The following is a 23,164-nucleotide window of genomic DNA, read 5'->3' as shown; positions in this document are numbered from 1 at the left end:
CCGAGGGGATTTCCATCGGGGCGGAAAACCCGGAGCGGGCAGGCGCTTTCTTGAAAGGACGACACGATGCGGTTCCGGTTCTGGACGATCGGCGCGGCGCTTGCCGCCACGCTGTTCGCCACTGCGTTCGCGGTGGGCTATGCGAATCCGGCGGCGCCGGCGGGCGGCGCATTCGACGACGCGAATCGCGGTCGTGCGCTCGCGCCGCTTGGCTCGGAGCGGCAGTGCGAGCGCTATTCGGGGCTGCCCGCAAAGTGGCGCGACGACCCGAAGGCCGGGATGGTGCACCTGCGCGGCGGCGCGTTCGTGTTCGGCAGCACGCGCGGTTATGCGGACGAGCGTCCGGTCGGCGATGGCCGCACGCGCGTCGGCGGTTTCTGGATCGACCAGACCGACGTGACGATCGCGCAGTTCGCCGCGTTCGTGCAGGCGACCGGCTACGTGACCGAGGCCGAGCAGCAGGGCGGCGCGGCGGTGTTCCATGTGCCGACGCGCGACGAGATGAATGCGCGTGACCTCGCGTGGTGGTCGTGGGTGAAGGGGGCGTCGTGGCGTCATCCGCGCGGGCCCGGCAGCGGCGTCGACGGGCTCGGCAACCTGCCCGTCACACTCGTCACGCAGCGCGACGCGTTTGCGTATGCGCGCTGGCTCGGCCGCGATTTGCCGACCGAGGCCGAATGGGAATACGCGGGCAAGGCCGGCCGCGACGACGCATCGCTCGACGCGGCGCCGCGCGACGCGCAGGGCAAGCCGGCCGCGAACTACTGGCAAGGGGTGTTCCCGGTGCTCGATACGGCCGAGGATGGTCACGCGGGGCTCGCGCCTGTCGGCTGCTATGCGGCGAACGGCTTCCGGCTCTACGACATGATCGGCAACGCATGGGAATGGACGAAGGATGCGTACACGGGCCCGCACCAGTCGCACACCAACGGCGACACGGCGGCCGTCGCGCCGCCGACGCGCCGGCACGATACGCCGATGGTCATCAAGGGCGGCTCGTTCCTGTGTTCGCGCGACTACTGCGTGCGCTATCGCGCGTCGTCGCGCGAACAGCAAGAGGCCGATCTCGGCGCATCGCACATCGGCTTTCGCACGATCCTGAGGGATGCATCGTGACGAAGGGCATCGTTCGATTCGTCTCCGTATGGCTGCTGGCCGCGTGCGGTGTCGTGCATCAGGGATCGGCCGTTGCGACCGAATCGGCTGCGCCGGCCGTGCGCGTTGGCGTGACGCGCGGCGTGCATGCGCAGATTCTGGACCAAGTGAAGCGGGTCGCCGGTGCGCGAGGGTTGGGCGTCGACGTCGTCGAATTCGACGATGCGTCGCGCATCGACGCGGCGCTCGCCGACGGCCGGATCGACGCGGCCAGCTTCGAGGATGCGCAACAGCTTGCCGCGACGCGCGCGCAGAAGCGCTACGCGCTGACCGAAGTCGCGCCGACCGTCACGCTGCCGATGGCGCTTTATTCGCGCAAGCTGAAAAGCCTGAACGAATTGCAGCCCGGCGCGACGGTTGCAATTCCCGCCGATCCGCGCGGGATGGCGCGCGCGCTCGTGCTGCTGCAGAACGATACGCTGGTGACGCTGCGCGAGCAGGCCGGCCTGCATGCGACGCTGCGCGACGTGACCGGCAATCGGCTCGGGCTGAAACTCGTCGCGCTGCGTCGCGATCGTCTTTACGCCGCGCTCGACACCGCCGCGTTCGTCGCGATCGACAGCGACGATGCCGCCCGCGTCGGGCTGCAGCCCGCACGCGACAGCATCAGCCTCGAGGACGCGCGATCGCCGTACGCGAACGTGCTGACGGTGCGCAACGCCGATCGCGCGAAACCGTGGGTCGCGCAACTCGTCGCCGCGTATCACTCGGACGACGTCGCACGCTTCATCCTCGCGCGTTACCAGGATTCGGTGCGGCGGCCGTGGTAGGCACATACCTGCTCGCGTGCAATGCATGCGGACGCTGCTGCAACAGCGCGCCGACGCTGTCGTTGCGCGAACTGTTCCGGCATCGGCACCGCTTCGTCGGTGCGCTGACGATTCGTCGCGTGCCGAAGCGGCGAATCGGCGAACGCTGGCGAGCGGGCGGGCGCGAGCATGCTTTCGACGCGGACGATGTTGCGGACTCCGATGCGCTGGCGGACCGGTTGTTTCATCGCTTAGGCGGCGCGAATGGCGAATGGGTTGCGCTGACGCTGCAGGGCTACGACTATCCGTCGCTCGGCCGTTGTGCGGCGCTCGCCGACGACGGCCGCTGCAGCGTGCACGCGGAGAAGCCGTCGATCTGCGGCGCGGTGCCGCTCGATCCGATGCTGCCTGACCGGTTGCAGTCGCGCGTGCTCGCGGCGCGGCGCGACGAAACGGCATGGCTCGGCGCGAACTGCATCGTCGAGGCGGGGAGCGAACGGTCTGCCGCCGAATCCTCATTTCCGATTTCGCTGGTGACGGCCGGACAAATCGCGGATCGCGCGGCGCTCGACATGTACCGCGATGCGCTCGCGTTCGAGCGCGCGGTGTGGCGCGATGCCGTGTTCGCGTCGCTGGTCGGTGGCGGGCAGGACGTACGTGATGCGTTGTCGCGGCTCGCACCGGGCGGTTACCTGACCGTGTCGATCGTGCCCGTGCTGCTCGCTGTCGCGCCGGTCTCCGCGCATTGCCACGCGCTGTGCATCGATTTCATCGACGCGCAGCTCGCGTTGATCGGCGCGAACATCGAAGCGGCGCTTACGCGCCGGCACGCGGACGACCGGCCCGCGACACGAGAGTTGCGCGGTTTCGCACAGGCGCTCGAACGTGCGCGGCATGTGCTGGTCGCGATGCCGGCGCCCGCGGCCGGAGCACATGAAGACGCGCCACGCATCGATGCGTGGCTCGACGACCGGCCCGACGCCGATCCGCTCGCCGCGTAACGATCGCGGCCCGCCGCGCGTGCCTTACACTTGGCGCTCTTCCAATCGTTTCCGACGGAGCGGGCATGTACGCGTCGACCTTCATTTTTCGTGCCGGACAATACGATGACGAATTCCACCGGCTCGACCGGCAGATCGCCGACATGGCGCGCGCGGCGCCCGGCTATCTCGGCGAGGAGACGTGGGAGAACGTCGAAGCGGGGCTGATCCAGAACGTCTACTACTGGGAATCGGAGGCGGCGCTGCAGCAATTGATGCAGCATCCGGCACACCTCGAAGCGAAGGCGAAGCAGGCGCGCTGGCTCGACGGCTATCGCGTCGTGATCTCGAAGGTGCTCCGCGAATATGGCGACGGCAAGCTGACGCAGCCGCATGCGGGGCAATCGGTGTGATTGGATGTCTGATTCATTGCTTTCATATTGCGGATAAATAACGGGAGGCCGCACGCGGCGGCCCGCATTCGCATGCGGGTTGCGGCGGCATCGCGTGCAATCAATCCTTCATCAAGCATGGCTAAGGTGGCGGGGCTTCACGTCGTCAGTCCGTCCACAAAGGAGGCGCGTCCGCGTGGTCCGGCGGCCGTGCCTTCGAACGTCATCGCGACGCGCGTTCAGTCGGTACGTTGCGTTTTGCCGTCTTTGGGCTCCACTCGCGTCGTGCGTTCCCAGATCGGGAACATTGCGTTCTGGACCGACGTCTGCGCGTCGATGACCTTGCGGCGTCCGGCTGTGCCGGCCCGCGCCGTTTCAAAGCGCCTCAACCAACCGCCGCGTACTCTTCTCGCAATACTCGTGACACGCCGCCCGCGCGGCAATCGCTGCGCCGTGCACGAACCGCGGCGCGTCCGCGCGCCGCGACATCGACACCACGATCGACGGCGGCGACGGCTGCAGCGGCAGCTCGACAACCTCGCCGCTCTCGATCAGCGCATCGACGAACAGCACCGGAATCGCGGCGACGCCGAAGCCGTCGCGCACGAGCTGCACGATCACCGAGATCGACGGCGATCCGGTAATGCGCGTGTCCGACAGCGGCACGCCATGCGCATGCGCAAGGGTCCGAACGATGTCCTCCAGCGCCCGATGAGGCGCGGTGCCGCGCCCGTAGGTCAGGATCGGCTGGCGCAGCACCTGCCGCGCGAGGCCCGTGCGCGTGTTCGGCAACAGCCCCGCGCGCGCGATCCAGCGCACCGGATAGTTCGCGAGCGCGTCGCAGACGACCGACGCCTCGTCGCTGCCCTCGACGCGGATGATCAGGTCGAGCTCGCCGGCCATCAGCCGGCGCTGCAGCACGACGCTCACGTCGACGGTCAGGTCGATCTCGAGCTGCGGATAGTCGGCCGCGAGGCGGCGCATATAGTGCGGCAACCAGCTGTGCACGACCGTCTCGATCACGCCGAGCCGCAGCTTGCCGCGCAGCGCGCTTTCGCCGGACGCGGCGGCCTGCAGCTCCTGCGTCGCCTCGACCACGGCTTTCGCATAGCCGAGCAGGTACTCGCCGTTCGGCGTGAGCCGGAATTCGCGGCTGTCGCGGTCGACGAGTACCGTCTGCAATTCGTCCTCGAGCGCCTTCAGGCGCTGCGAGATCGCGGCCGGCGTCGCGTGCAGCGCGGCGGCCGTCGTGCGGAAGTTGCGCAGCTTCGCGAGCGTGACGAAGGTTTCGAGAAAACGCGTGTTCATGGCGGTCGGGCGGACGGTGGATGCGCAGTTTGCCGGTGAGGAAAAGTGAACGGGACCGGGGAAAACCCCAAGATCCGTTAAGAAATTCTATACACGAAGCGCAGAAAAACTCGTTGGCGACAAAATTTTTTCTTTTCTATTCTTCGCCGTATCCGATGACGCAACACCGTCATCCCGACGACATCCCGATCTGCCATTGAATCTCATGACGCCTTCCGAATTCCGCCAGTCCGTGCGCCACGGCGCGTTCCGCGGCCCGACCGCAGGCCACTGCGGCCCGTTCGCGCAAGCGAATCTCGCGATCCTGCCCGATGCGTACGCGCACGATTTCCTGCGCTTTTGTCAGGCGAACCCGAAAGCGTGCCCGTTGCTCGGCGTCGGCGAACCGGGCGCGTTCCGGATCGACGCGCTCGGCGAGGATCTCGACATCCGCACCGACGTGCCGAGCTACAACGTGTACCGCGACGGCCGCCTGACCGAGCGCGTCGAGTCGCTGGAAGCGCTGTGGCGCGACGATTTCGTCGTGTTCGCGATCGGCTGCTCGTTCTCGTTCGAGGACATGCTCGCCCGTGAAGGGATCGGGCTGCGCCACGTCGAGGAGGGCCGCAACGTGCCGATGTACCGCACGTCGATTCCGAACCGGCGCGCGGGGATCTTCGGCGGCCAGCTCGTCGTGTCGATGCGGCCGATGCGCGGCGCCGACGCGATCCGCGCGGTGCAGATCACGAGCCGGTTTCCGGGCGTGCACGGCGCGCCGATCCATATCGGCCACCCGCAGGAACTGGGCATCGCGGATCTGAGCGCACCCGAATTCGGCGATGCGGTGACGATCCGCGACGGCGAGCTGCCGGTGTTCTGGGCGTGCGGCGTGACACCGCAAACCGCGCTGATGGACGCGAAGCTGCCGATCGCGATCGCGCATACGCCCGGCTGCATGCTGATGACCGACATCACGAACGCGTCGCTGGCCGTGTTCTGATCCGACATCTCCGCGTCGCGGCGACGTGCGCGACGCACGCACGAAACCCGGCACACGACACACCACACGCAATTAGACGGCGCATAACGACAGGAGCACCACCATGGAAAGCAAGACCCTCGCGGCACCCGCCGCCGAGCCCGCGAGCCCCGAGCGCAGCGGCCTGTTCTCGTGGTACGCGGACGCGCAGCCGCGCGAGCGCCGCGCCTTCTGGAGCTGCAAGGTCGGCTACATGCTCGACGGGATGGACACGCAGATGCTGTCGTTCGTGATCCCGACGCTCGTCGCGACCTGGGGCATCTCGCTCGCGGATGCCGGCTTCATCGGCACGGTCACGCTGCTCGCGTCGGCGCTCGGCGGCTGGATCGCGGGCATCCTGTCCGACCGGATCGGCCGCGTGCGCACGCTGCAGCTGACGGTGCTGTGGTTCGCGGTGTTCACCGCGCTGTGCGGGCTCGCGCAGAACTATCACCAGTTGCTCGCGGCGCGCGCGCTGATGGGCTTCGGCTTCGGCGGCGAATGGACGGCCGGCGCGGTGCTGATCGGCGAAGTGATCCGAGCGCGCGATCGCGGCAAGGCGGTCGGCCTCGTGCAGTCGGGCTGGGCGATCGGCTGGGGGCTGTGCGCGCTGCTGTATGCGCTGCTGTTCTCGGTGCTGCCGGCCGAGCAGGCGTGGCGCGCGCTGTTCCTCGTCGGGCTGGCGCCCGCGCTGCTGGTCGTCGCGATCCGCCGGTACGTGAAGGAGCCGGACGTCTACGAGAAGGAGAAGGCCGCGCAGGCGAAGGTGGCCGATGCACCGCGTCTCACCGAGATCTTCGCGCCGAAGCTGATCACGACGACGCTGCGCGCGGCGCTGCTGACGACCGGCGCGCAGGGCGGCTACTACGCGATCACGACGTGGCTGCCGACCTTCCTGAAGACCGAGCGGCACCTGACGGTGATGGGCACCGGCGGCTATCTCGCGATGATCATCTTCGGCTCGTGGGTCGGCTACCTGACGAGTGCGTACCTGACCGACCGCCTCGGCCGCAAGCCGAACTTCATCCTGTTCGCGGTCGGCTCGATGGTGATTGCGTTCGCGTACACGTCGCTGAACCTGACCAACGCGTCGATGCTGTGGCTCGGCTTCCCGCTCGGTTTCTTCGCATCGGGCATCTTCTCGGGGATGGGCGCGTTCCTCACCGAACTGTTCCCGACCCGCGTGCGCGGCTCGGGCCAAGGCTTCTGCTACAACGTGGGCCGCGCGATCGGCGCACTGTTCCCGTTCCTGATCGGCGCGCTGTCAAAGCAGTACGGGCTTGGCACGAGCATCGGGATCTTCGCGGTCGCCGCGTACGGCGTGGTGATCGTCGCCGCGCTGACGCTGCCCGAGACGCGCGGCCGCGAACTCGACGCTGCGTAAGCGGCGGGGCGGCCCGCCCTTCGTTTTCTTCCCCTTTCATCGACACCGTGACACGGCGCGCGACGCGCGCCGTGCGGCGGCGCTCGTTCCGAGATTTCACGACGCATCGACCATCATGACCGACCGACACCTTTCTCCCGTTCCCTCCGACGCCGCGCGCTGGCAATTCTGGATCGACCGCGGCGGCACGTTCACCGACATCGTCGCGCGCCGGCCCGACGGCACGCTCGTCACGCACAAGCTGCTGTCGGAGAACCCCGAGCAGTATCGCGACGCAGCCGTGGCCGGCATTCGCCACCTGCTCGGCCTCGCCGACGGCGAGCCGATCAGGCCCGAGCGCGTCGACATGGTGAAAATGGGCACGACGGTCGCGACCAACGCGCTGCTCGAACGCAAGGGCGAACGCACTGCGCTCGCGACGACGCGCGGCTTTCGCGACGTGCTGCGCATCGCGTACCAGAACCGGCCGCGGCTGTTCGATCTCGACATCGTGCTGCCCGATGCGCTGTACGAGACCGTCGTCGAGATCGACGAGCGCATCGGCGCGCATGGCGACGTTGTCGTGCCGCTTGATGCGCAGGATGCCGAAGCGTCGCTGCGCCGCGTGTTCGACACCGGCGTGCGCACGCTCGCGATCGTGCTGATCCACGGTTATCGCTACACCGCGCATGAACGCGCACTCGCGGAACTCGCGCGCCGCATCGGCTTCACGCAGGTGTCGGTGTCGCACGAGGTGTCGCCGCTGATGAAGATGGTGTCGCGCGGCGATACGACCGTCGTCGACGCATACCTGTCGCCGATCCTGCGTCGTTATGTCGAGCAGGTCGCGCACGAGATGCCGGGCGTGAACCTGCAGTTCATGCAGAGCAGCGGCGGGCTGACGCGCGCCGATGCGTTCCAGGGCAAGGACGCGATCCTGTCGGGCCCGGCGGGCGGCATCGTCGGGATGGTGCGCGCGGCGCGCGCGGCCGGCTTCGGCCAGGTGATCGGCTTCGACATGGGCGGCACGTCGACCGACGTGTCGCATTACAACGGCGAGTTCGAGCGCGTGTTCGAGACGCAGGTGGCCGGCGTGCGGATGCGCGCGCCGATGATGAGCATCCACACGGTCGCCGCGGGCGGCGGCTCGGTGCTCGGCTTCGACGGCGCGCGTCTGCGCGTCGGGCCCGAATCAGCCGGCGCGAACCCGGGGCCGGCCGCGTACCGGCGCGGCGGCCCGCTGACGGTGACCGACTGCAACGTGATGCTCGGCAAGATCCAGCCCGATCATTTCCCGCGCGTGTTCGGCCCGCATGCGGACGAGCCGCTCGACCGCGGAGGCGTGGTCGCGAAGTTCGCGGCGCTCGCCGACGAGATCCACGCGGCGACCGGGCGGCGCGAGACGCCGGAAGCGCTCGCCGAAGGTTTCCTGGAAATCGCGATCGGCAGCATGGCGAACGCGATCAAGAAGATCTCCGTGCAGCGCGGGCACGACGTGTCGCGCTACGTGCTGACGACGTTCGGCGGCGCGGGCGGCCAGCACGCGTGCGGCGTGGCCGACGCGCTCGGGATGACGCAGGTGTTCGCGCATCCGCTCGCGGGCGTGCTGTCCGCGTACGGAATGGGCTTGGCCGACCAGACCGCGATGCGCGAGCGCGCGGTCGAGGCCGTGCTGTCCGATGCGTCGCTGCCGGCCTTGAACGCGGCGCTCGACCGGCTGGCCGACGAGGCCGTCGGCGCGCTGCTCGAACAGGGCGTGCCGCCGGAGCGGATCGCGACCGAGCGGCGCGTGCACCTGCGCTACCAGGGCACCGATTCGGCGCTCGACGTGCCGGCCGGCAGCGTCGACGCGATGCAGCAGGCGTTCGAGGCCGCGTACCGGCAGCGCTACGCGTTCCTGATGCCCGGCACGCCGCTCGTCGCGGAGCTGGCGTCGGTCGAGGCGATCGGCCGCTCCGACGCGCCGGTCGACATCGCGCCGCTTGTGCCGCGCCGGGACGGCGACGCCGCCGCACCGCGCGCCGATTCCGCCGTGCGCTTCTATTCCGGCGGCAAGTGGCACGACGCGTCGCTCTACGTGCGCGACACGCTGCTGGCCGGCGACGCGATCGACGGCCCGGCGATCGTCGCGGAAAAGAACGGCACGACCGTCGTCGAGCCCGGCTGGCGCGCGCGGATGACCGCGCAGGGCAACCTCGTGCTGACGCGCACGACGCCGCTGCCGACGCGCCGCTCGCTCGGCACCGACGCCGATCCGGTGCGGCTCGAGATCTTCAACAACCTGTTCATGTCGATCGCCGAGCAGATGGGGCTGCGGCTGCAGAACACCGCGTACTCGGTGAACATCAAGGAGCGGCTCGACTTCTCGTGCGCGATCTTCGACGGCGACGGCAACCTGATCGCGAACGCGCCGCACATGCCCGTGCACCTCGGCTCGATGGGCGAGAGCATCCGCACGGTGATCGAGCGCAACCGCGGCCGCATGCGCGACGGCGACGTGTTCATGCTGAACGACCCGTATCACGGCGGCACGCACCTGCCGGACGTGACGGTCATCACGCCGGTGTTCGCGGACGGCTCGGACACGCCGCTGTTCTACGTCGGCTCGCGCGGCCATCACGCGGACATCGGCGGCACGACGCCGGGCTCGATGCCGCCCGATTCGACGCATATCGACGAGGAGGGCGTGCTGATCGACAACTGGCAACTCGTGTCGGCGGGCGTGCTGCGCGATGCCGACACGCGCGCGCTGCTGGCATCGGGCCGCTACCCGGCGCGCAACGTCGAGCAGAACATGGCCGACCTGCGCGCGCAGGTTGCCGCGAACCAGAAGGGCGTCGACGAGTTGCGCCGGATGGTCGCGCAGTTCGGCCGCGACGTCGTGCTCGCGTTCATGGGGCACGTGCAGGACAACGCGGAAGAAGCGGTGCGGCGCGTGATCGGCGCGCTGCAGGACGGCGCGTACCGCTATCCGCTCGACAACGGCGCGGAGATTCGCGTCGCGATCCGCGTCGATCGTGCGGCGCCGCGCGCGGAGATTGATTTCACCGGCACGTCCGCGCAGCTCGACAACAACTTCAACGCGCCGAAAGCCGTGTGCATGGCCGCCGTGCTGTACGTATTCCGCACGCTGGTCGGCGACGACATCCCGCTGAACGCCGGCTGCCTGAAGCCGCTCACGGTGATCGTGCCCGCCCGCTCGATGCTGAACCCCGAGTATCCGGCGGCGGTCGTGTCGGGCAACGTCGAGACGTCGTCGGCGATCACCAACGCGTTGTACGGCGCGCTCGGCTGCGTCGCGTCGAGCCAGGGGACGATGAATAACTTCACGTTCGGCAACGACCAATACCAGTATTACGAGACTATCGCGGGCGGCAGCGGCGCGGGCGACGGCTTCGCGGGCGTCGGCGCGGTGCAGACGCACATGACGAACTCGCGGCTCACCGACCCGGAAGTGCTCGAATGGCGTTACCCGGTGCGGCTCGACTCGCACCGGATCCGCGCCGGCTCGGGCGGCGGCGGGCGCTGGCGCGGCGGCGACGGCGCGGTGCGGCGGATCCGCTTCCTCGAGCCGATGACCGCGTCGATCCTGTCGAACAACCGGATCCATGCGCCGTTCGGCGCGGCGGGCGGCGCAGCCGGCGCGCTCGGCCGCAACACGATCGAGCGCGCGGACGGCACGGTCGAGGCGCTCGACCATATCGGCCGCGCGCAGATGGCGCCGGGCGACGTGTTCGTCGTCGAAACGCCGGGCGGCGGCGGATACGGCGCGGCGGGCTGAGCCGCGGCACGCGCGCGGCAGCGGCGACGGCGGGCGTTCGTGCGGGGCGGCGAACGCCCGCCGCGCGTCGCGCGCGCCGGCCGCAACGGCGGCCGTACCGGTTCCACCCGCGCTGTCGGCCGGCTGCGGAATTCGACGACGCTGCGGCATCCGATAAAACACGTCGCATCGGCAGCGTCGCGATATTGCAACCGACTGTGGAATAAAGCGGCGCATTCACACCAGAACAGAAACAAATTGGCCGGATTTCGCGTCGCCGGAACACGATCCGACCCTGCCGCCGTAGTCCTGATTTTTATCGGTCCCCATATTTTTGGATTTCCCGAAACCCCTTGCGGAGCAAGGGGTTCCGCCCATCCGGCCGGCCCCGTTGCGCACCACCTCACCCGCTCTTGAGCATGCCGCCAATCATGAAAAATCCGGCTTGCCAATCGAGTCCCGATTCCTTGACACTCTTCTCTAAATGTGAGTCCCAATCCTCATCGTCATTTGATAAGATGGTTCTCATCATTCGTTAGGCAGAACCTGCGCGCTTTACGCGCGAACGCCGGGTCGCATTAGTTGGAAACAAGTACGGGACGAGGGCCGTTGTCACGGCAGTCACGGCTGCCTTGCCGGGAACGCGCGCTGCGCGGCCCGGGAGGGCGGTTGGCCAAATCGCCTCCGTCTACACTGTGCGTTTTTTCTGGATCGGGGCGTGTCCATGGATGACGAAAACGATAGCGCGGTGCTTGAGGCGCATGTCGGTACGCGCAGCCCCTGCTGGCGTCTCGGCAGCGACAGCAATGCACTCGAACTGGCCGCCGTCCGCGGCCTGACCAACGTCGCCATCGCGCTGACGGTCGAGCAGGCCGCGCGCATTCGCGCACTGACGGGCGTCACGTCGCATCTCGTGCTCGACATCACGCTGTTCGGCGAGCCGGTCAGCCTCAATCTCGTCGGCAGGAAGGTCAACACGACCGACTGGGCCGGCACGGCCTCCGCCTATTCCGATGCCGTGTCCGTCGCGGGCGATCTCGCGCACGGGCTCGCGTTCGCCGAGCAGGTCGTGTCCGAAGTGAATTCGCTCGTCGTGATCCTCGACCGCAACGGGATGGTGCAGCGCTTCAACCGCCTGTGCGAGGAAGTGACGGGCAAGCGCGAGGTCGACGTGATCGGCCGCAGCGCGTTCGAGCTGTTCATGAGCCCCGAGCAGGGCGCGCAGTCGCGCACCAACATCACGGGTTTTTTCGCGAGCAACCACTCGTACGCGGTCGAGCGCTACATCAATACGGTCAACGGGCCGCGCCTGTTCCAGTTCCGCAACAAGTTCGTGCAGAGCGGCAGCGGCGTCGAAGAGCAGTTCCTGATCTGCTCGGGCATCGACATCACCGAGGAGCGCAACGCGCAGCATCGGCTCATCGAACTCGCGAACACCGACGTGCTCACCGGGCTGCCGAACCGTCATGCGATCAGCGAGCGCATCCATGTGGCGATCGCCGACGAGAACGCCGCGGCGCGCGGCCACGTCGGCATCCTGTTCCTCGATCTCGACAACTTCAAGCGCGTCAACGATCACTACGGGCACATCACCGGCGACCGCCTGCTGCAGGACGTGTCGACGATCATCAGCGGCTGCCTGCCGTCCGGCGCGACGCTCGCGCGGCTCGGCGGCGACGAATTCCTCGTGCTGTTCGAGCAAGGCACGCGGCCGCTGCTCGAAGCGACCGCGCAGATCATCCTCGAACGGATGCGCACACCGATCCATCTCGGGCTGATGGAGGTCTACACGAGCTGCTCGATCGGCATCGCGATGCATCCGCAGCACGGCGATTCGCTCGAGACGCTGATCCGCAGCGCGGACACCGCGATGTACGTCGCGAAGGAAGAAGGCAAGCATACGTACCGCGTGTTCTCGCTGGAGATGAACCAGAAAGTCGCGAAATACATGTGGCTCGACACGAACCTGCGCAAGGCGCTCGATGAAGAGCAGTTCGTGCTGCACTACCAGCCGGTCGTCGATATCGCGACCGGCGACGTGCGCGGCGTCGAGGCGCTGATCCGCTGGCAGTCGCCCGATCGCGGGCTCGTCGCGCCGATCGAGTTCATCCGCTTCGCGGAGGAGTCGGGGCTGATCGCGCCGCTCGGGCGCTGGGTGATGCGCACCGCGGCCGCGCAGGCCGCCGCGTGGAAGGCGAAGGGGCTCGGCATCCGGATCGCGGTGAACGTGTCCGCGCGGCAGTTGCAGGACATGAATGTCGTGCACCAGTTCGCATCGATTCTCGACGGCGCGGGGCTCAAGCCCGGCCTGCTCGACATCGAACTGACCGAGAGCTGCTTCATCGAGGACGAGGATTCCGCCAACGGGCTGATGCGGCAGTTCCGCCAGCTCGGCGCGGAGATCCATCTCGACGATTTCGGCACCGGCTATTCGTCGCTGTCGCAGTTGTCGCGCCTGCCGCTCGACGCGATCAAGCTCGACCGTTCCTTCATCACGGGCATCGACCGCAATCCGCGCTCGCAGGCGCTGGTGCGCTCGGTCGTGTCGCTCGCGAAGGCGATGAATTTCGCGGTGATCGCCGAAGGCGTCGAGACGTACGCGGAAGCCGACTTCCTCAAGCAGCTCGACGTCGATCACGCGCAGGGCTACTACTACGCGCGCCCGATGCCGGCCCAGGCATTCGAGGCGTGGCTCGCGGAGACGAGAAAGCTCAGGCTGATCGCCTGAGCTTCGTTCCGGAGCAAGGGGCACCGCCGGCAGCCGGCGGCGCCCGCTACATTACACCGGGCGCAGCTTCGACACGCGCCGGTTCTGCAGCATCACCAGGCGTTCCATGTACGCGAGGTCCTTCGGCTCGATCGTGAACGCCGCATGCACCCACGCTTCCGTGATGTCCATCAGCTCCGAGCGCGACAACTGGAACACGCGCTCGCGTGCGCGCAGCATCGCGCGCACGCCGTTCAGCTTCGGCTTCATCACGTCGATGAAGGTGCGCGTCGCGAGATACGCGTCACCGGCATCGAACGTCACGTCGACCAGCCCGCGATCTTCGTACCACTCGGCCGCATGCGTTTCGCCGGTCGAGATCAGCGATTCCGCGAGGCCGCGGTCCGCCTTGCGTGCGACGAGCGAATAGCCGCCCATGCCCGGGAACAGGTTGAACGCGATCTCGGGGAACCCGAGCTTCACGCCCTTCTGCGCGAGCATGTAGTGATGCGCGAGCGCGGCTTCGAAGCCGCCGCCGAGCGCGCTGCCCTCGACCATCGCGATCGAGATCGACCCGGTGCCGAAGCCCGTGTAGATCTCGTACACGCCGTCGATGCATGAGCGCGCATAGGCCATCAGCTGGTCGCGCCGGCCGCTGCGGATCGCGTCGACGAAGAAGCTCAGGTCGCCGCCGACGTTGAACAGCTCGGGGACGAGCGAACCCGTCACCCAGAAGTCGAATGGCAGGCCCGTGTCGCGTGCGACGCGCGCGAGATGGATGATGTCGGTGACGAGTTGCTGGTTGAAGCACGGCCGCGGCTCCGATCGCAGCATCATCCACATGACGTTGCGGCCTTCTTCGTAAAAGGCAGTCAGTTGCGTGAGTTCTCCGGCTTCGTAAAACGGGCGGCACGCAGGATGGGATTGGAGTTGCATGGTATGTCCTCGTGAGTTGTGGTTTGCGTTTGAAAAACCGTCGCGTGCCAGTTCCATGCAATTGCAAGACGGCCGCATGGACCCGATCGCGCGGCATCGTCATTGTTGCGCGCGCAAACTCTGCCGCTTTGTTGAATGGGTCACCCGATTGCACGGTTGGCGATCACGAGGCAGCAGGAAAATCGGTTACACGCGATCGAATCGATGCGTGACATCCGTGCGATGCAGAAAGCCGGTTTCTCGCGGGGTTCGCGCAGGGCATGCGCGACTCGGCAGGCCGCCGACGTTGCGGCGATGGAAAGTGCGATGTGGCGTGGAGGTCGTTCCCGGTGCGTGCCGGAGCCGCGAAGACAGAAGGCTGCGCAGGTGCTTCGTGTGGGAATTTCTTTGTCGGGGACCGGCCGCGACGGCGATGCGGAGCGATCGCCGCTACAACGGAAACCGGATGGGCCGCGATCGCGTGAACACGGTGAACGCGGTGAGCGGCACCATGACGCCGTACACGGCACGGGCGATCGTGATCGGCAAGCTACAGCGCGACGTCGATTTCGTTCGTCATGCAGATCGATTGACGAAATCGCAGCGGATCGATGCGCTCGTGAGGCGCGCGTGACGTGTCGGCTGCCCGATCGTGTTCGGGCATCGGGTCGCAAGCACGGTCGGTGCCCCGGCGTGGCCCGCGCGCCCGGTGCAATCGGGCGGCATGCCGTATGCACGTCGGCTCGCACGTTCGGACGGCGGTCCGGGCAGGGTATTCACCGATCGCGGCGCGGTTCCACCGGGAATTTTCGACGTTAGAATCCCGCGCGCGTCTTATGGCGCCACGCGAAAGCGGTGCCGCGCCCATCCTCATGCCGATTCGCGTTCGCGGGAACTTGCCAGGATTGGCCCGGATCGGCCATCATTCGCTTCCGGCCGGACTGCGTCATACACCGCAGTCCGGCCTCATACCGACAGAAATGCCAGCTCGTACCGCGCGGCCGATCGAACCGGCGCGCGCGACCGGCTTGGAGGAGAACACCCATGTCAGAAAAACATCGGATCCTGGTGGTGGACGACGATCCGGACGTGCGCGCCTGGCTGAAGGGCGTGCTGGAAGAAGCCGGGTTCGAGGTCTCGGCGGTCGACAGCGCCGCGCGGATGCAGCAGCAGCTCGCGGCCGCGCCGCACGCGCTCGTGATTCTCGACCTGAAGCTGCGCGGCGAGGACGGCCTGACGGTCGCGCGCGAGCTGCGGCGCCGCTCCGACGTGTCGATCATCATGATCAGCGGGCTGGGCGACGAGACGGATCGCGTACTCGGCCTCGAGACCGCGGCCGACGATTTCGTCACGAAACCGTTCTCCGGGCGCGAACTGATCGCGCGGGTGCGCGCCCAGCTGCGGCGCACGACCGAGCTGTCGATGCCGCGCCCCGCATCGAACGGCGGCGGCCCGCGCTACTGCTTCGACGGTTGGACGATGGACCTGGCCGCGCGCACGCTGACGCACAACGGCGGCCCGTGCGCGCTGACGCAGGGCGAATTCGAGCTGCTCGCCGCGATGGTGCAGCAGCCGTCGCGCGTCTGGTCGCGCGACCAGTTGCTCGAACATACGCGCGGCTTCGGCATCGACGTGTACGACCGGACGATCGACGTGCTGATCCTGCGCCTGCGCCGCAAGATCGAGCCGAACCCCGAGCAGCCGACCTATATCCGCACGCAGCGCGGGATCGGTTATGTGTTCGCGGTGCCCGTCGTGCGCGTGTGACGCGATGCGCACGACGTTCAGGCTGATGCCGCCGTGGAGTGTCCGGGCCAAGCTGATCGCGACGTTCCTGCTGCTGTTCGGCATCACGCTCGCGGTCGTGGTGGTCGGCGTGCTCGGCATGCGCGCGAACCAGAACGCGCTCGACGAATACGAGGCAAACGTGGTGCCGGAGATTGCCCGCGCGCTCGAGTTGTCGGACAAGGTCGCGCAGCTCGCCGCGGTCGCGCCGAGCATGATGCTGACCGATTCCCCGGACCTGCTGCACAACGACACCGAGCTGCTGCGCGGGCTGCTCGGCGACATCCGGCGGCTGTCGCCGGGCTTCGGCAAGCAGCCGGGCCCCGCCGCGAAGGCGGGCGAGCAGCTCGCGGTGATCGACGATCTCGATGCGATCGACCAGGATCTCGCCCGGCTGCTGATCGTGTCGGGCCGGCAGCGGCAGCTCAAGGAGGAACTGAGTGACCTGCGTGTCGCGAACGACCGCATCGGCGACAGCATCGCGCGCGACAAGAGCGTGATCGCGCAGCGCGCGCCGACGCTGCTCGAGATCTGGGCCCGCACGGCCGGTGCGCTGCAGGCGGCGAACGCAGCGGAGCTCGGCAGCGCGGAAAGCGATAACGAGGCACTGTGGCTGCGCGTGCGCGAACGCGGCGAAGACCGCCGCCAGCCGGCGCTTGCCGACGCGCTGCAGCACCTCGACGGCGGCGCGCGCAGCGTGTTCGCGGTGCGCCGCGAGTTTCTGTCGAGCGAAGCGCAGACGGGTTATCTCGTCACGCTCCTGCGCGGCCACGCGGATCACCTGAGCGGCAAGTCGGCGCGCTACGTCGAGCGGTTGCGGCTGATCGCCAGCGAGCGCAGCGACAAGGTGCGCAAGGTCGCGGTCTCCAGCCAGTCGGGCCTGCTGCTGCTGGCCGTCGCGGGCGTCGCGGTGGCGCTGCTCGGCGTCGCATATGCGAGCCGCATCCTGCACAAGCTGCAGGCGATGACGCGCGTAATGGCGCGGCTCGCGAAAGGGATCACGTCCGACCGGATGCCGTCGACGCACCGGCCGGACGAAATCGGCGAGCTGGCGCGCGCGTTCGAAGTGTTCCGCACCAACCTGATCGAGAAGGAGCAACTGACCCAGGGGCTCGAATCGCAGCGCCGCCTGCAGGAGTCGGTGCTCAACTCGATGAACGACGGGGTGTCCGTCCACGACACGCACGGCAGCCTGATCGCGTGGAATCCGACCTTCGCGACGCTGCTCGGGATCGACCCGGGCGCGCTGCATGCGGGGCTGTCGCTCGCGACGCTGCGGCAGGCCATGCATCAGCCCGCGCGCTGGCGCCAGGTGTCGCGCGAGACCGCGACCCGCACGTCGGACGGCGCGCGCATCGCCGCGTCGGCCGAGCTGCACCTGCGCGACCAGCGGACCCTCGAATTCCACTGCCAGCCGCTTCCGGACGGCGGATGGGTGGCGGTCTGCCGCGACCTGACGAGCCGGCGCGCGGTCGAGGCGGAGCTGCGCCAGGCGCAGAAGATGGACGTGCTCGGCCAGCTGACGGGCGGCGTCGCGCACGATTTCAACAACTTCCTCGTCGCGATACTCGGCAACCTGGAGCTGCTGCTGCCGCGGCTCGACGGGCAGCAGGACGCGCAGACGATGGCCGAGCGGGCGCGCCGCGCGGCCGAGCGCGCGTCGCGGCTCACGCGGCGGCTGCTCGCGTTCGCGCGGCGCCAGCCGCTGCAGGCCGAACGCGTGTCGGTCAGGGCGATGCTCGCTGAGATGCTCGATCTCGTCGAATACTCGGCGGGTCAGCGGGTGGCCGTCGTGCTGGAGCCGGCCGCGGAGCCGATGTGGGTGAACGTCGACCGCGGCCAGCTCGAGAACGCGGTCCTCAACCTGGCGCTCAACAGCGCCGCCGCGATGCCGGGCGGCGGGACGCTGACGCTGGCCGCGCGCCGCGAACCGGCGGCCGACGGTGTCGCCGCGCCGCACGCGATCGTGCTGAGCGTCACCGACACGGGTTGCGGGATCGCGCCGGTGCTGCTCGACAAGGTGATCGAGCCGTTCTTCACGACCAAGGCGGCCGGCGAGGGGAGCGGGCTCGGGCTCAGCAGCGTCTACGGCTTCGTGCGCCAGAGCGGCGGCGATCTGCGCATCCACAGCGAGGTCGGCCAGGGGACGCGCGTCGAACTGTGGCTGCCCGAGAGCGCGCCGCCCGAACGGCGCGGCGCGCCGGCCGTCACGGCGGCCGCGCCGGTTGCCGGACCGGCCGGTGCCCGCGTGCTCGTGGTCGACGACGATCCCGAGGTGCGCGACACGGCGCTCAGCCAGTTCGCGGCGCTCGGCGCGCGGGCCGATGCGGTGGCGACCGGCGACGCGGCATTGCGCTGGCTGGCCGAGCACGGCCCCGTTACGCTCGTGCTGTCGGACATCTCGCTCGGCGCGGGCGGCAGCGGCATCGCGTTCGCGGCGCGGCTCGCCGAGCGCTGGCCGGCGCAGCGCGTGGTGCTCACGTCGGGCCTGCCGCCGGAGATTCATCAGACCCATCCCGACTGGCGCGCGGACCTGCCGTTCGTGCCGAAGCCGTTCGACCTGGCGGCGCTCGCCGCGCTGCTGGGCTGACGCGCGCCGGCGATTGTTTCGATTGTTAATGGCGCGGCGCGTTTCCGAAATTTTCGATTAACCGGACTGGAGTCTCATAGACCCACGGCACCCGGCGACGCGCTCGCGACACCGTGGCGCACGATTCGAACGATTCGAAAAAAACCGGAGACACCGAATGACGAAGCTCAAGGCAGGTTTGCTGACGATGGCGCTCGCGATGACGGCCGCCACGGCCGGCGCGGCGACGCTGCGGATCGCATGTGGCGCGGCCGGCGTCGACCAGGACATTTGCCAGGTCTCGGCGAAGCGCTGGGCCGAGAAGACCGGCAACGAGGTCGAGTTCATCAGCATGCCGAACAACTCGAGCGAGACGCTGGCGCTCTATCAGCAGCTGCTCGGCAGCGGCTCGGACAAGATCGACGTGATGCAGATCGACACGGTCTGGCCGGGCATCCTCGCGAACCACCTGATCGACCTGAAGCCGTACAGCAAGGGGCTGGAAAGCCAGTCGTTCCCGAGCATCGTCGCGAACGATACGGTGAACGGCAAGCTGGTCGCGATGCCGTGGTTCATCGATACGGGGCTGCTCTACTACCGCAAGGACCTGCTCGACAAGTACCGCGTGAAAGTGCCCGCGACGTGGGAGGAACTCGACGCCACCGCGCGCAAGGTCCAGTCGGGCGAGCGCGCCGCCGGCAACGAGAAGGTCTGGGGCTACGTGTGGCAGGGGCGCGCGTACGAAGGGCTGACCTGCGATGCGCTCGAATGGGTCAGCAGCTACAACGGCGGCACGGTGGTCGACGACAAGGGCCGCGTGACGATCGACAACCCGGGTGCGATCAAGGCGCTCGAGCAATCGGCGAAATGGGTCGGCACGATCAGCCCGAAGGCCGTGCTGAACTACGGCGAAGAGGAGGCCCGCGGCGTGTTCCAGGCCGGCAACGCCGTGTTCATGCGCAACTGGCCGTATGCCTGGGCGATCGCGAATCGCTCCGGCAGCCCGATCAAGGGCAAGGTCGGCATTGCGCCGCTGCCGAAGGGCGGCGCCGACGGCCGCCCGGCCGCCGCGCTGGGCGGATGGCAGCTCGCCGTGTCGCGCTACTCGCCGAACCCGAAACTGGCCGCCGATCTCGTGATGTACCTGGCGAGCGCGGAAGTGCAGAAGACGCGCGCGATCCAGGCGTCGTTCAACCCGACGATGCCGGCGCTCTACCGGGACAAGGACATCCTGCAGGCCAACCCGTTCATGGCCGACCTGCTGCCGACCTTCGGCACGGCGGTCGCGCGGCCGTCGACCGTGACCGGCGCGAAGTACAACCAGGTCAGCAACCAGTTCTGGAACGCCGCACACGACGTGCTCGCCGGCAGCGACACCGCAGCGGCTGCGCTCGCACGGCTCGCCGCCACGCTCAACCGGCTCGCGCCGGGCGGTACCTGGCACTGAGCGCCGCGGCGCGCGATTGATCGATCGGGCCGGCTGCCGCATGGCGCCGGCCTGACAGGAGACATCGAATGAGAACCGGAAGCATCGAGATCAGTAGCACTCCTGCATTCGTGCAGGCGCCCGCCCGGGTCCGCGCCGGGCTCGCCCACGCGCGCCGGCGCCAGGCGTGGCTGCTGGTGGCGCCTGCACTGCTCGCGCTGGCGGCGATCGCCGGCTGGCCGCTGCTGCGCACCGCGTGGTTCAGCCTGACCGACGCGCAACTGTCCGACCTGTCACAGCGCCATTTCGTCGGCCTCGACAACTATCTCGGCGCGGCGGGCGTGCTGCGCGACCCGGCCTGGTGGCAGGCCGTCGGCAATACCGTGCTGTTCGCCGTCGTATCGGTGGTGCTCGAGACGGCCGCGGGCCTCGGCGTCGCGCTGCTGCTCGACGTGCCGTCGCGGCTGCGTACGCTGCTGCGCGCGGCCGTGCTCGTGCCGTGGGCGATCCCGACCGTCGTGTCGGCGAAGATCTGGAGCTGGATGCTCAACGACCAGTTCGGGATCGTCAACGCGATGCTGATGTCGATCGGCGCGATCCATGAGCCGCTCGCGTTCACCGCCGATGCGCACCTCGTCTTCCCGACCATCGTGCTCGTCGACGTGTGGAAGACTACGCCGTTCATGGCGCTGCTGATGCTCGCCGCGTTGCAGACCGTGCCGCGCGATTGCTACGAGGCCGCGCGTGTCGACGGCGTGCCGCGCTGGCGCATGTTCCGCTCGGTGACGCTGCCGCTGATCCTGCCCGGCGTGCTGGTCGCGATGATCTTCCGCTCGCTCGACGCGTTGCGCGTGTTCGACCTGATCTACGTGATGACGTCGAACAGCCGGGTCACGAAAAGCATGTCGGTCTATGTGCGCGAACAGCTGATCGATTTCCAGCAGGTCGGGTTCGGGTCGGCGTCGGCGATGCTGCTGTTCGCCACGATCGTGCTGTTCACCATCGGCTACATGGCGGTCAGCCGCCGCCGGATGCAGGAGGCATGACATGAAGAAGCATCCGATCGACATCGCGATTCACGGGCTGCTGTCGGCACTCGTGCTGGTGATCGCGCTGTTCCCGTTCGTCTACATGATCGGCACGTCGATCAAGCACGGCGACGCGTTGTTCGATACGTCGCTGTTCCCGGCGAGCCCGTCGCTCGACAACTATCGCCAGCTGTTCCGCGACCAGCCGTTCGGCGCGTACCTGCTGAACTCGGCGCTCGTCGCGGGCGGGGCGGTCGCGCTGTCGCTCGCCGTGTCGGTGCTCGCCGCGTATGCGCTCGGCCGCGTGTCGTTCCGCGGGCGCGGGGTGCTGATGATGTGCATTCTCGGCGTGTCGATGTTTCCGCAGGTCGCGATCCTGTCGGGCCTGTTCGAGCTGGTCCGCGCGCTCGGCCTGTACGACCACCTCGGCGCGCTCGTGCTGTCCGACCTGATCTTCACGCTGCCGTTCACGATCTGGATTCTCGTCACGTTCATGCGCGAGCTGCCGCGCGAGCTGGAAGAGGCGGCGCTCGTCGACGGCGTCGGCGTGTTCACGCTGATCTTCCGGATATTCCTGCCGCTGCTGCGGCCGGCGCTGGCCGCGACGTCGCTGCTCGCGTTCGTGTCGGCATGGAACGAATTCCTGTTCGCGCTGACCTTCATGATCTCGTCGGGCCAGCGCACGGTACCCGTCGCGATCACGATGATCTCGGGCGCGAGCAGTTACGAGTTGCCATGGGGAACCATCATGGCCGCGTCGGTCATCGTCACGGTGCCGCTCGTGCTGCTGGTGCTGGTGTTTCAGCGGCATATCGTCTCCGGCCTGACTGCCGGCGCGGTCAAGGGTTGACGCGTATCGGCCCATCAGGAACAAGAGGGAAAACATGAGTCAGATCAAGTTGAGCGGTCTTCACAAGCAGTTCGGCACGGCCCCCATCCTCAGCGACGTGAATCTCACGGTCGAGCCGGGCGAGTTCTGCGTATTCATCGGCCCGTCGGGCTGCGGCAAGTCGACGTTGCTGCGGATCGTCGCCGGCCTCGAGGAACAGAGCGCGGGCGACGTGTGGATCGACGGCCGCTGCGTCAACACGTTTGCGCCTGCGCAGCGCGACATCGCGATGGTGTTCCAGAGCTATGCGCTCTATCCGCATATGTCCGTCTACGAAAACATGGCGTTCGGCCTGCGTCATCTTCGCCTGCCGAAGGACGAGATCGACCGCCGGGTGCGGCTCGCGTCCGAGTCGCTGCGCCTCGGCGAGCTGCTCGAACGCAAGCCCGGCGCACTGTCCGGCGGGCAGCGGCAGCGCGTCGCGATCGGCCGCGCGATCGTTCGCAAACCGAAAGTCTTCCTGTTCGACGAACCGCTGTCGAACCTCGATGCGGCGCTGCGCGTGAAGACCCGCGTCGAGATCGCGAAGCTGCACCGCAGTCTCGACAGCACCAGCATGATCTACGTGACGCACGACCAGGTCGAGGCGATGACGCTCGCCGACAAGATCGTGCTGCTGCGGCCGCTCGAAGGGCGCAGCGGGATCGCCAGCATCGCGCAGATCGGCACGCCGCTCGATCTGTATCACCGCCCGGCGAGCCAGTTCGTCGCCGGTTTCATCGGCTCGCCCGCGATGAACTTCCTGCCGGCAAGCGTCGCGGCGGCCGGCAGTGGCGAGGTACGCGCGCTGGCACGCGACTACCCGCTGAGCGCCAGCGTGTCCGGCGACGGCCTCGAGACGGGCGCGGGCGTGACGCTCGGGATCCGCCCCGAACACGTGCGAGTCGGCACCGGCGCCGTGACGGGCGAAGTCGCGCACGTCGAGCAGATGGGCGAACACACCTATCTGTATCTCGACACACCGCTGTGCAGCCAGCCGATCGTTGCGAAGACCGATGCCGGCGGTGCGCGGATCGGCGAACGCGTGCGCGTCGATCTGCCGGCCGGCGCGCTGCATCTGTTTCATCCGGACGGACGCGCGGCGGTACGCGCGCCGCACGAGCCTGCCGCGCCGGCGCTCGCGATTGCCTGAGCGGCGCGC

17 protein-coding genes are annotated in these 23,164 nt (G+C 68.2%); 15 read left to right on the top strand and 2 right to left on the bottom strand.

Annotation, left to right across the window (positions count from 1 at the left end; genetic code table 11):
- Positions 1 to 66: 66 nt before the first annotated feature.
- The 4 genes from R9B84_RS31835 (at position 67) to R9B84_RS31820 (ending at position 3,297) form a co-directional block, all read left to right on the top strand.
- Entirely contained in the window at positions 67 to 1,116 is a 1,050-nt protein-coding gene (locus R9B84_RS31835; protein WP_423761414.1) for a formylglycine-generating enzyme family protein, read from the top strand.
- Complete coding sequence (locus tag R9B84_RS31830; RefSeq protein WP_423761413.1) at positions 1,113 to 1,925, top strand: MetQ/NlpA family lipoprotein; 813 nt, start codon at positions 1,113 to 1,115, stop codon at positions 1,923 to 1,925. Before R9B84_RS31835 ends, R9B84_RS31830 begins: the two co-directional genes overlap by 4 nt.
- On the top strand, positions 1,919 to 2,905 hold the full coding sequence (locus tag R9B84_RS31825) for a flagellin N-methylase (RefSeq protein WP_423761412.1): 987 nt from the start codon (positions 1,919 to 1,921) through the stop codon (positions 2,903 to 2,905). The genes R9B84_RS31830 and R9B84_RS31825 overlap by 7 nt, the downstream gene beginning before the upstream one ends.
- Before the next feature lie 65 nt (positions 2,906 to 2,970).
- Positions 2,971 to 3,297 (top strand): antibiotic biosynthesis monooxygenase family protein, encoded by a 327-nt coding sequence (locus R9B84_RS31820; protein ID WP_423761411.1) that lies wholly within the window; start codon positions 2,971 to 2,973, stop codon positions 3,295 to 3,297.
- A gap of 354 nt (positions 3,298 to 3,651) precedes the next feature.
- Here the strand turns inward: R9B84_RS31820 and R9B84_RS31815 are convergent, their stop codons facing one another.
- Positions 3,652 to 4,584: a LysR family transcriptional regulator gene (locus tag R9B84_RS31815; protein WP_174378288.1), complete on the bottom strand. Its 933-nt coding sequence runs from the start codon at positions 4,582 to 4,584 to the stop codon at positions 3,652 to 3,654.
- Positions 4,585 to 4,789: 205 nt separating this feature from the next.
- On the opposite strand from R9B84_RS31815, the gene R9B84_RS31810 reads away from it, so the two are divergent.
- The 4 genes from R9B84_RS31810 to pdeR all read left to right on the top strand — a co-directional run bounded on the left by R9B84_RS31810 (position 4,790) and on the right by pdeR (position 13,432).
- A complete protein-coding gene (locus R9B84_RS31810) occupies positions 4,790 to 5,563 on the top strand; it encodes a putative hydro-lyase (RefSeq protein WP_423761410.1) in 774 nt (257 codons plus the stop codon).
- Between the two features lie 103 nt (positions 5,564 to 5,666).
- Complete coding sequence (locus R9B84_RS31805; RefSeq protein ID WP_047901691.1) at positions 5,667 to 6,965, top strand: MFS transporter; 1,299 nt, start codon at positions 5,667 to 5,669, stop codon at positions 6,963 to 6,965.
- Between the two features lie 115 nt (positions 6,966 to 7,080).
- Complete coding sequence (locus R9B84_RS31800; RefSeq protein ID WP_423761409.1) at positions 7,081 to 10,725, top strand: hydantoinase B/oxoprolinase family protein; 3,645 nt, start codon at positions 7,081 to 7,083, stop codon at positions 10,723 to 10,725.
- A gap of 703 nt (positions 10,726 to 11,428) precedes the next feature.
- Positions 11,429 to 13,432, top strand: a complete 2,004-nt coding sequence (pdeR, locus tag R9B84_RS31795) for a cyclic di-GMP phosphodiesterase (protein ID WP_423761408.1) — start codon at positions 11,429 to 11,431, stop codon at positions 13,430 to 13,432.
- Between the two features lie 51 nt (positions 13,433 to 13,483).
- Here the strand turns inward: pdeR and R9B84_RS31790 are convergent, their stop codons facing one another.
- Positions 13,484 to 14,347 (bottom strand): crotonase/enoyl-CoA hydratase family protein, encoded by an 864-nt coding sequence (locus R9B84_RS31790; protein WP_423761407.1) that lies wholly within the window; start codon positions 14,345 to 14,347, stop codon positions 13,484 to 13,486.
- 412 nt (positions 14,348 to 14,759) lie between these two features.
- Here R9B84_RS31790 and R9B84_RS31785 point away from each other — a divergent pair, with 412 nt between their 5' ends.
- The 7 genes from R9B84_RS31785 (at position 14,760) to R9B84_RS31755 (ending at position 23,155) form a co-directional block, all read left to right on the top strand.
- Positions 14,760 to 14,960: a hypothetical protein gene (locus R9B84_RS31785; protein ID WP_423761406.1), complete on the top strand. Its 201-nt coding sequence runs from the start codon at positions 14,760 to 14,762 to the stop codon at positions 14,958 to 14,960.
- Positions 14,961 to 15,370: 410 nt separating this feature from the next.
- On the top strand, positions 15,371 to 16,093 hold the full coding sequence (locus tag R9B84_RS31780; RefSeq protein ID WP_262543651.1) for a response regulator: 723 nt from the start codon (positions 15,371 to 15,373) through the stop codon (positions 16,091 to 16,093).
- Positions 16,094 to 16,097: 4 nt separating this feature from the next.
- Entirely contained in the window at positions 16,098 to 18,701 is a 2,604-nt protein-coding gene (locus R9B84_RS31775) for an ATP-binding protein (RefSeq protein WP_423761405.1), read from the top strand.
- 157 nt (positions 18,702 to 18,858) lie between these two features.
- The gene (locus R9B84_RS31770; protein WP_423761404.1) at positions 18,859 to 20,127 is read left to right on the top strand and encodes an ABC transporter substrate-binding protein; all 1,269 of its coding nucleotides are present in this window, start codon (positions 18,859 to 18,861) and stop codon (positions 20,125 to 20,127) included.
- A gap of 68 nt (positions 20,128 to 20,195) precedes the next feature.
- Positions 20,196 to 21,152: a carbohydrate ABC transporter permease gene (locus R9B84_RS31765; RefSeq protein WP_423761403.1), complete on the top strand. Its 957-nt coding sequence runs from the start codon at positions 20,196 to 20,198 to the stop codon at positions 21,150 to 21,152.
- Position 21,153: 1 nt separating this feature from the next.
- Entirely contained in the window at positions 21,154 to 21,984 is an 831-nt protein-coding gene (locus tag R9B84_RS31760; RefSeq protein ID WP_423761402.1) for a carbohydrate ABC transporter permease, read from the top strand.
- Between the two features lie 34 nt (positions 21,985 to 22,018).
- Entirely contained in the window at positions 22,019 to 23,155 is a 1,137-nt protein-coding gene (locus R9B84_RS31755; protein ID WP_423761401.1) for an ABC transporter ATP-binding protein, read from the top strand.
- Positions 23,156 to 23,164 lie beyond the last annotated feature (9 nt).

It is taken from the genome of Burkholderia sp. NLJ2 (assembly GCF_049487195.1).
Classification (GTDB): domain Bacteria; phylum Pseudomonadota; class Gammaproteobacteria; order Burkholderiales; family Burkholderiaceae; genus Burkholderia; species Burkholderia pyrrocinia.
The sequence above is the reverse complement of the archived record's forward strand: the minus strand, read 5'-3'. Positions and strand labels throughout refer to the sequence as shown.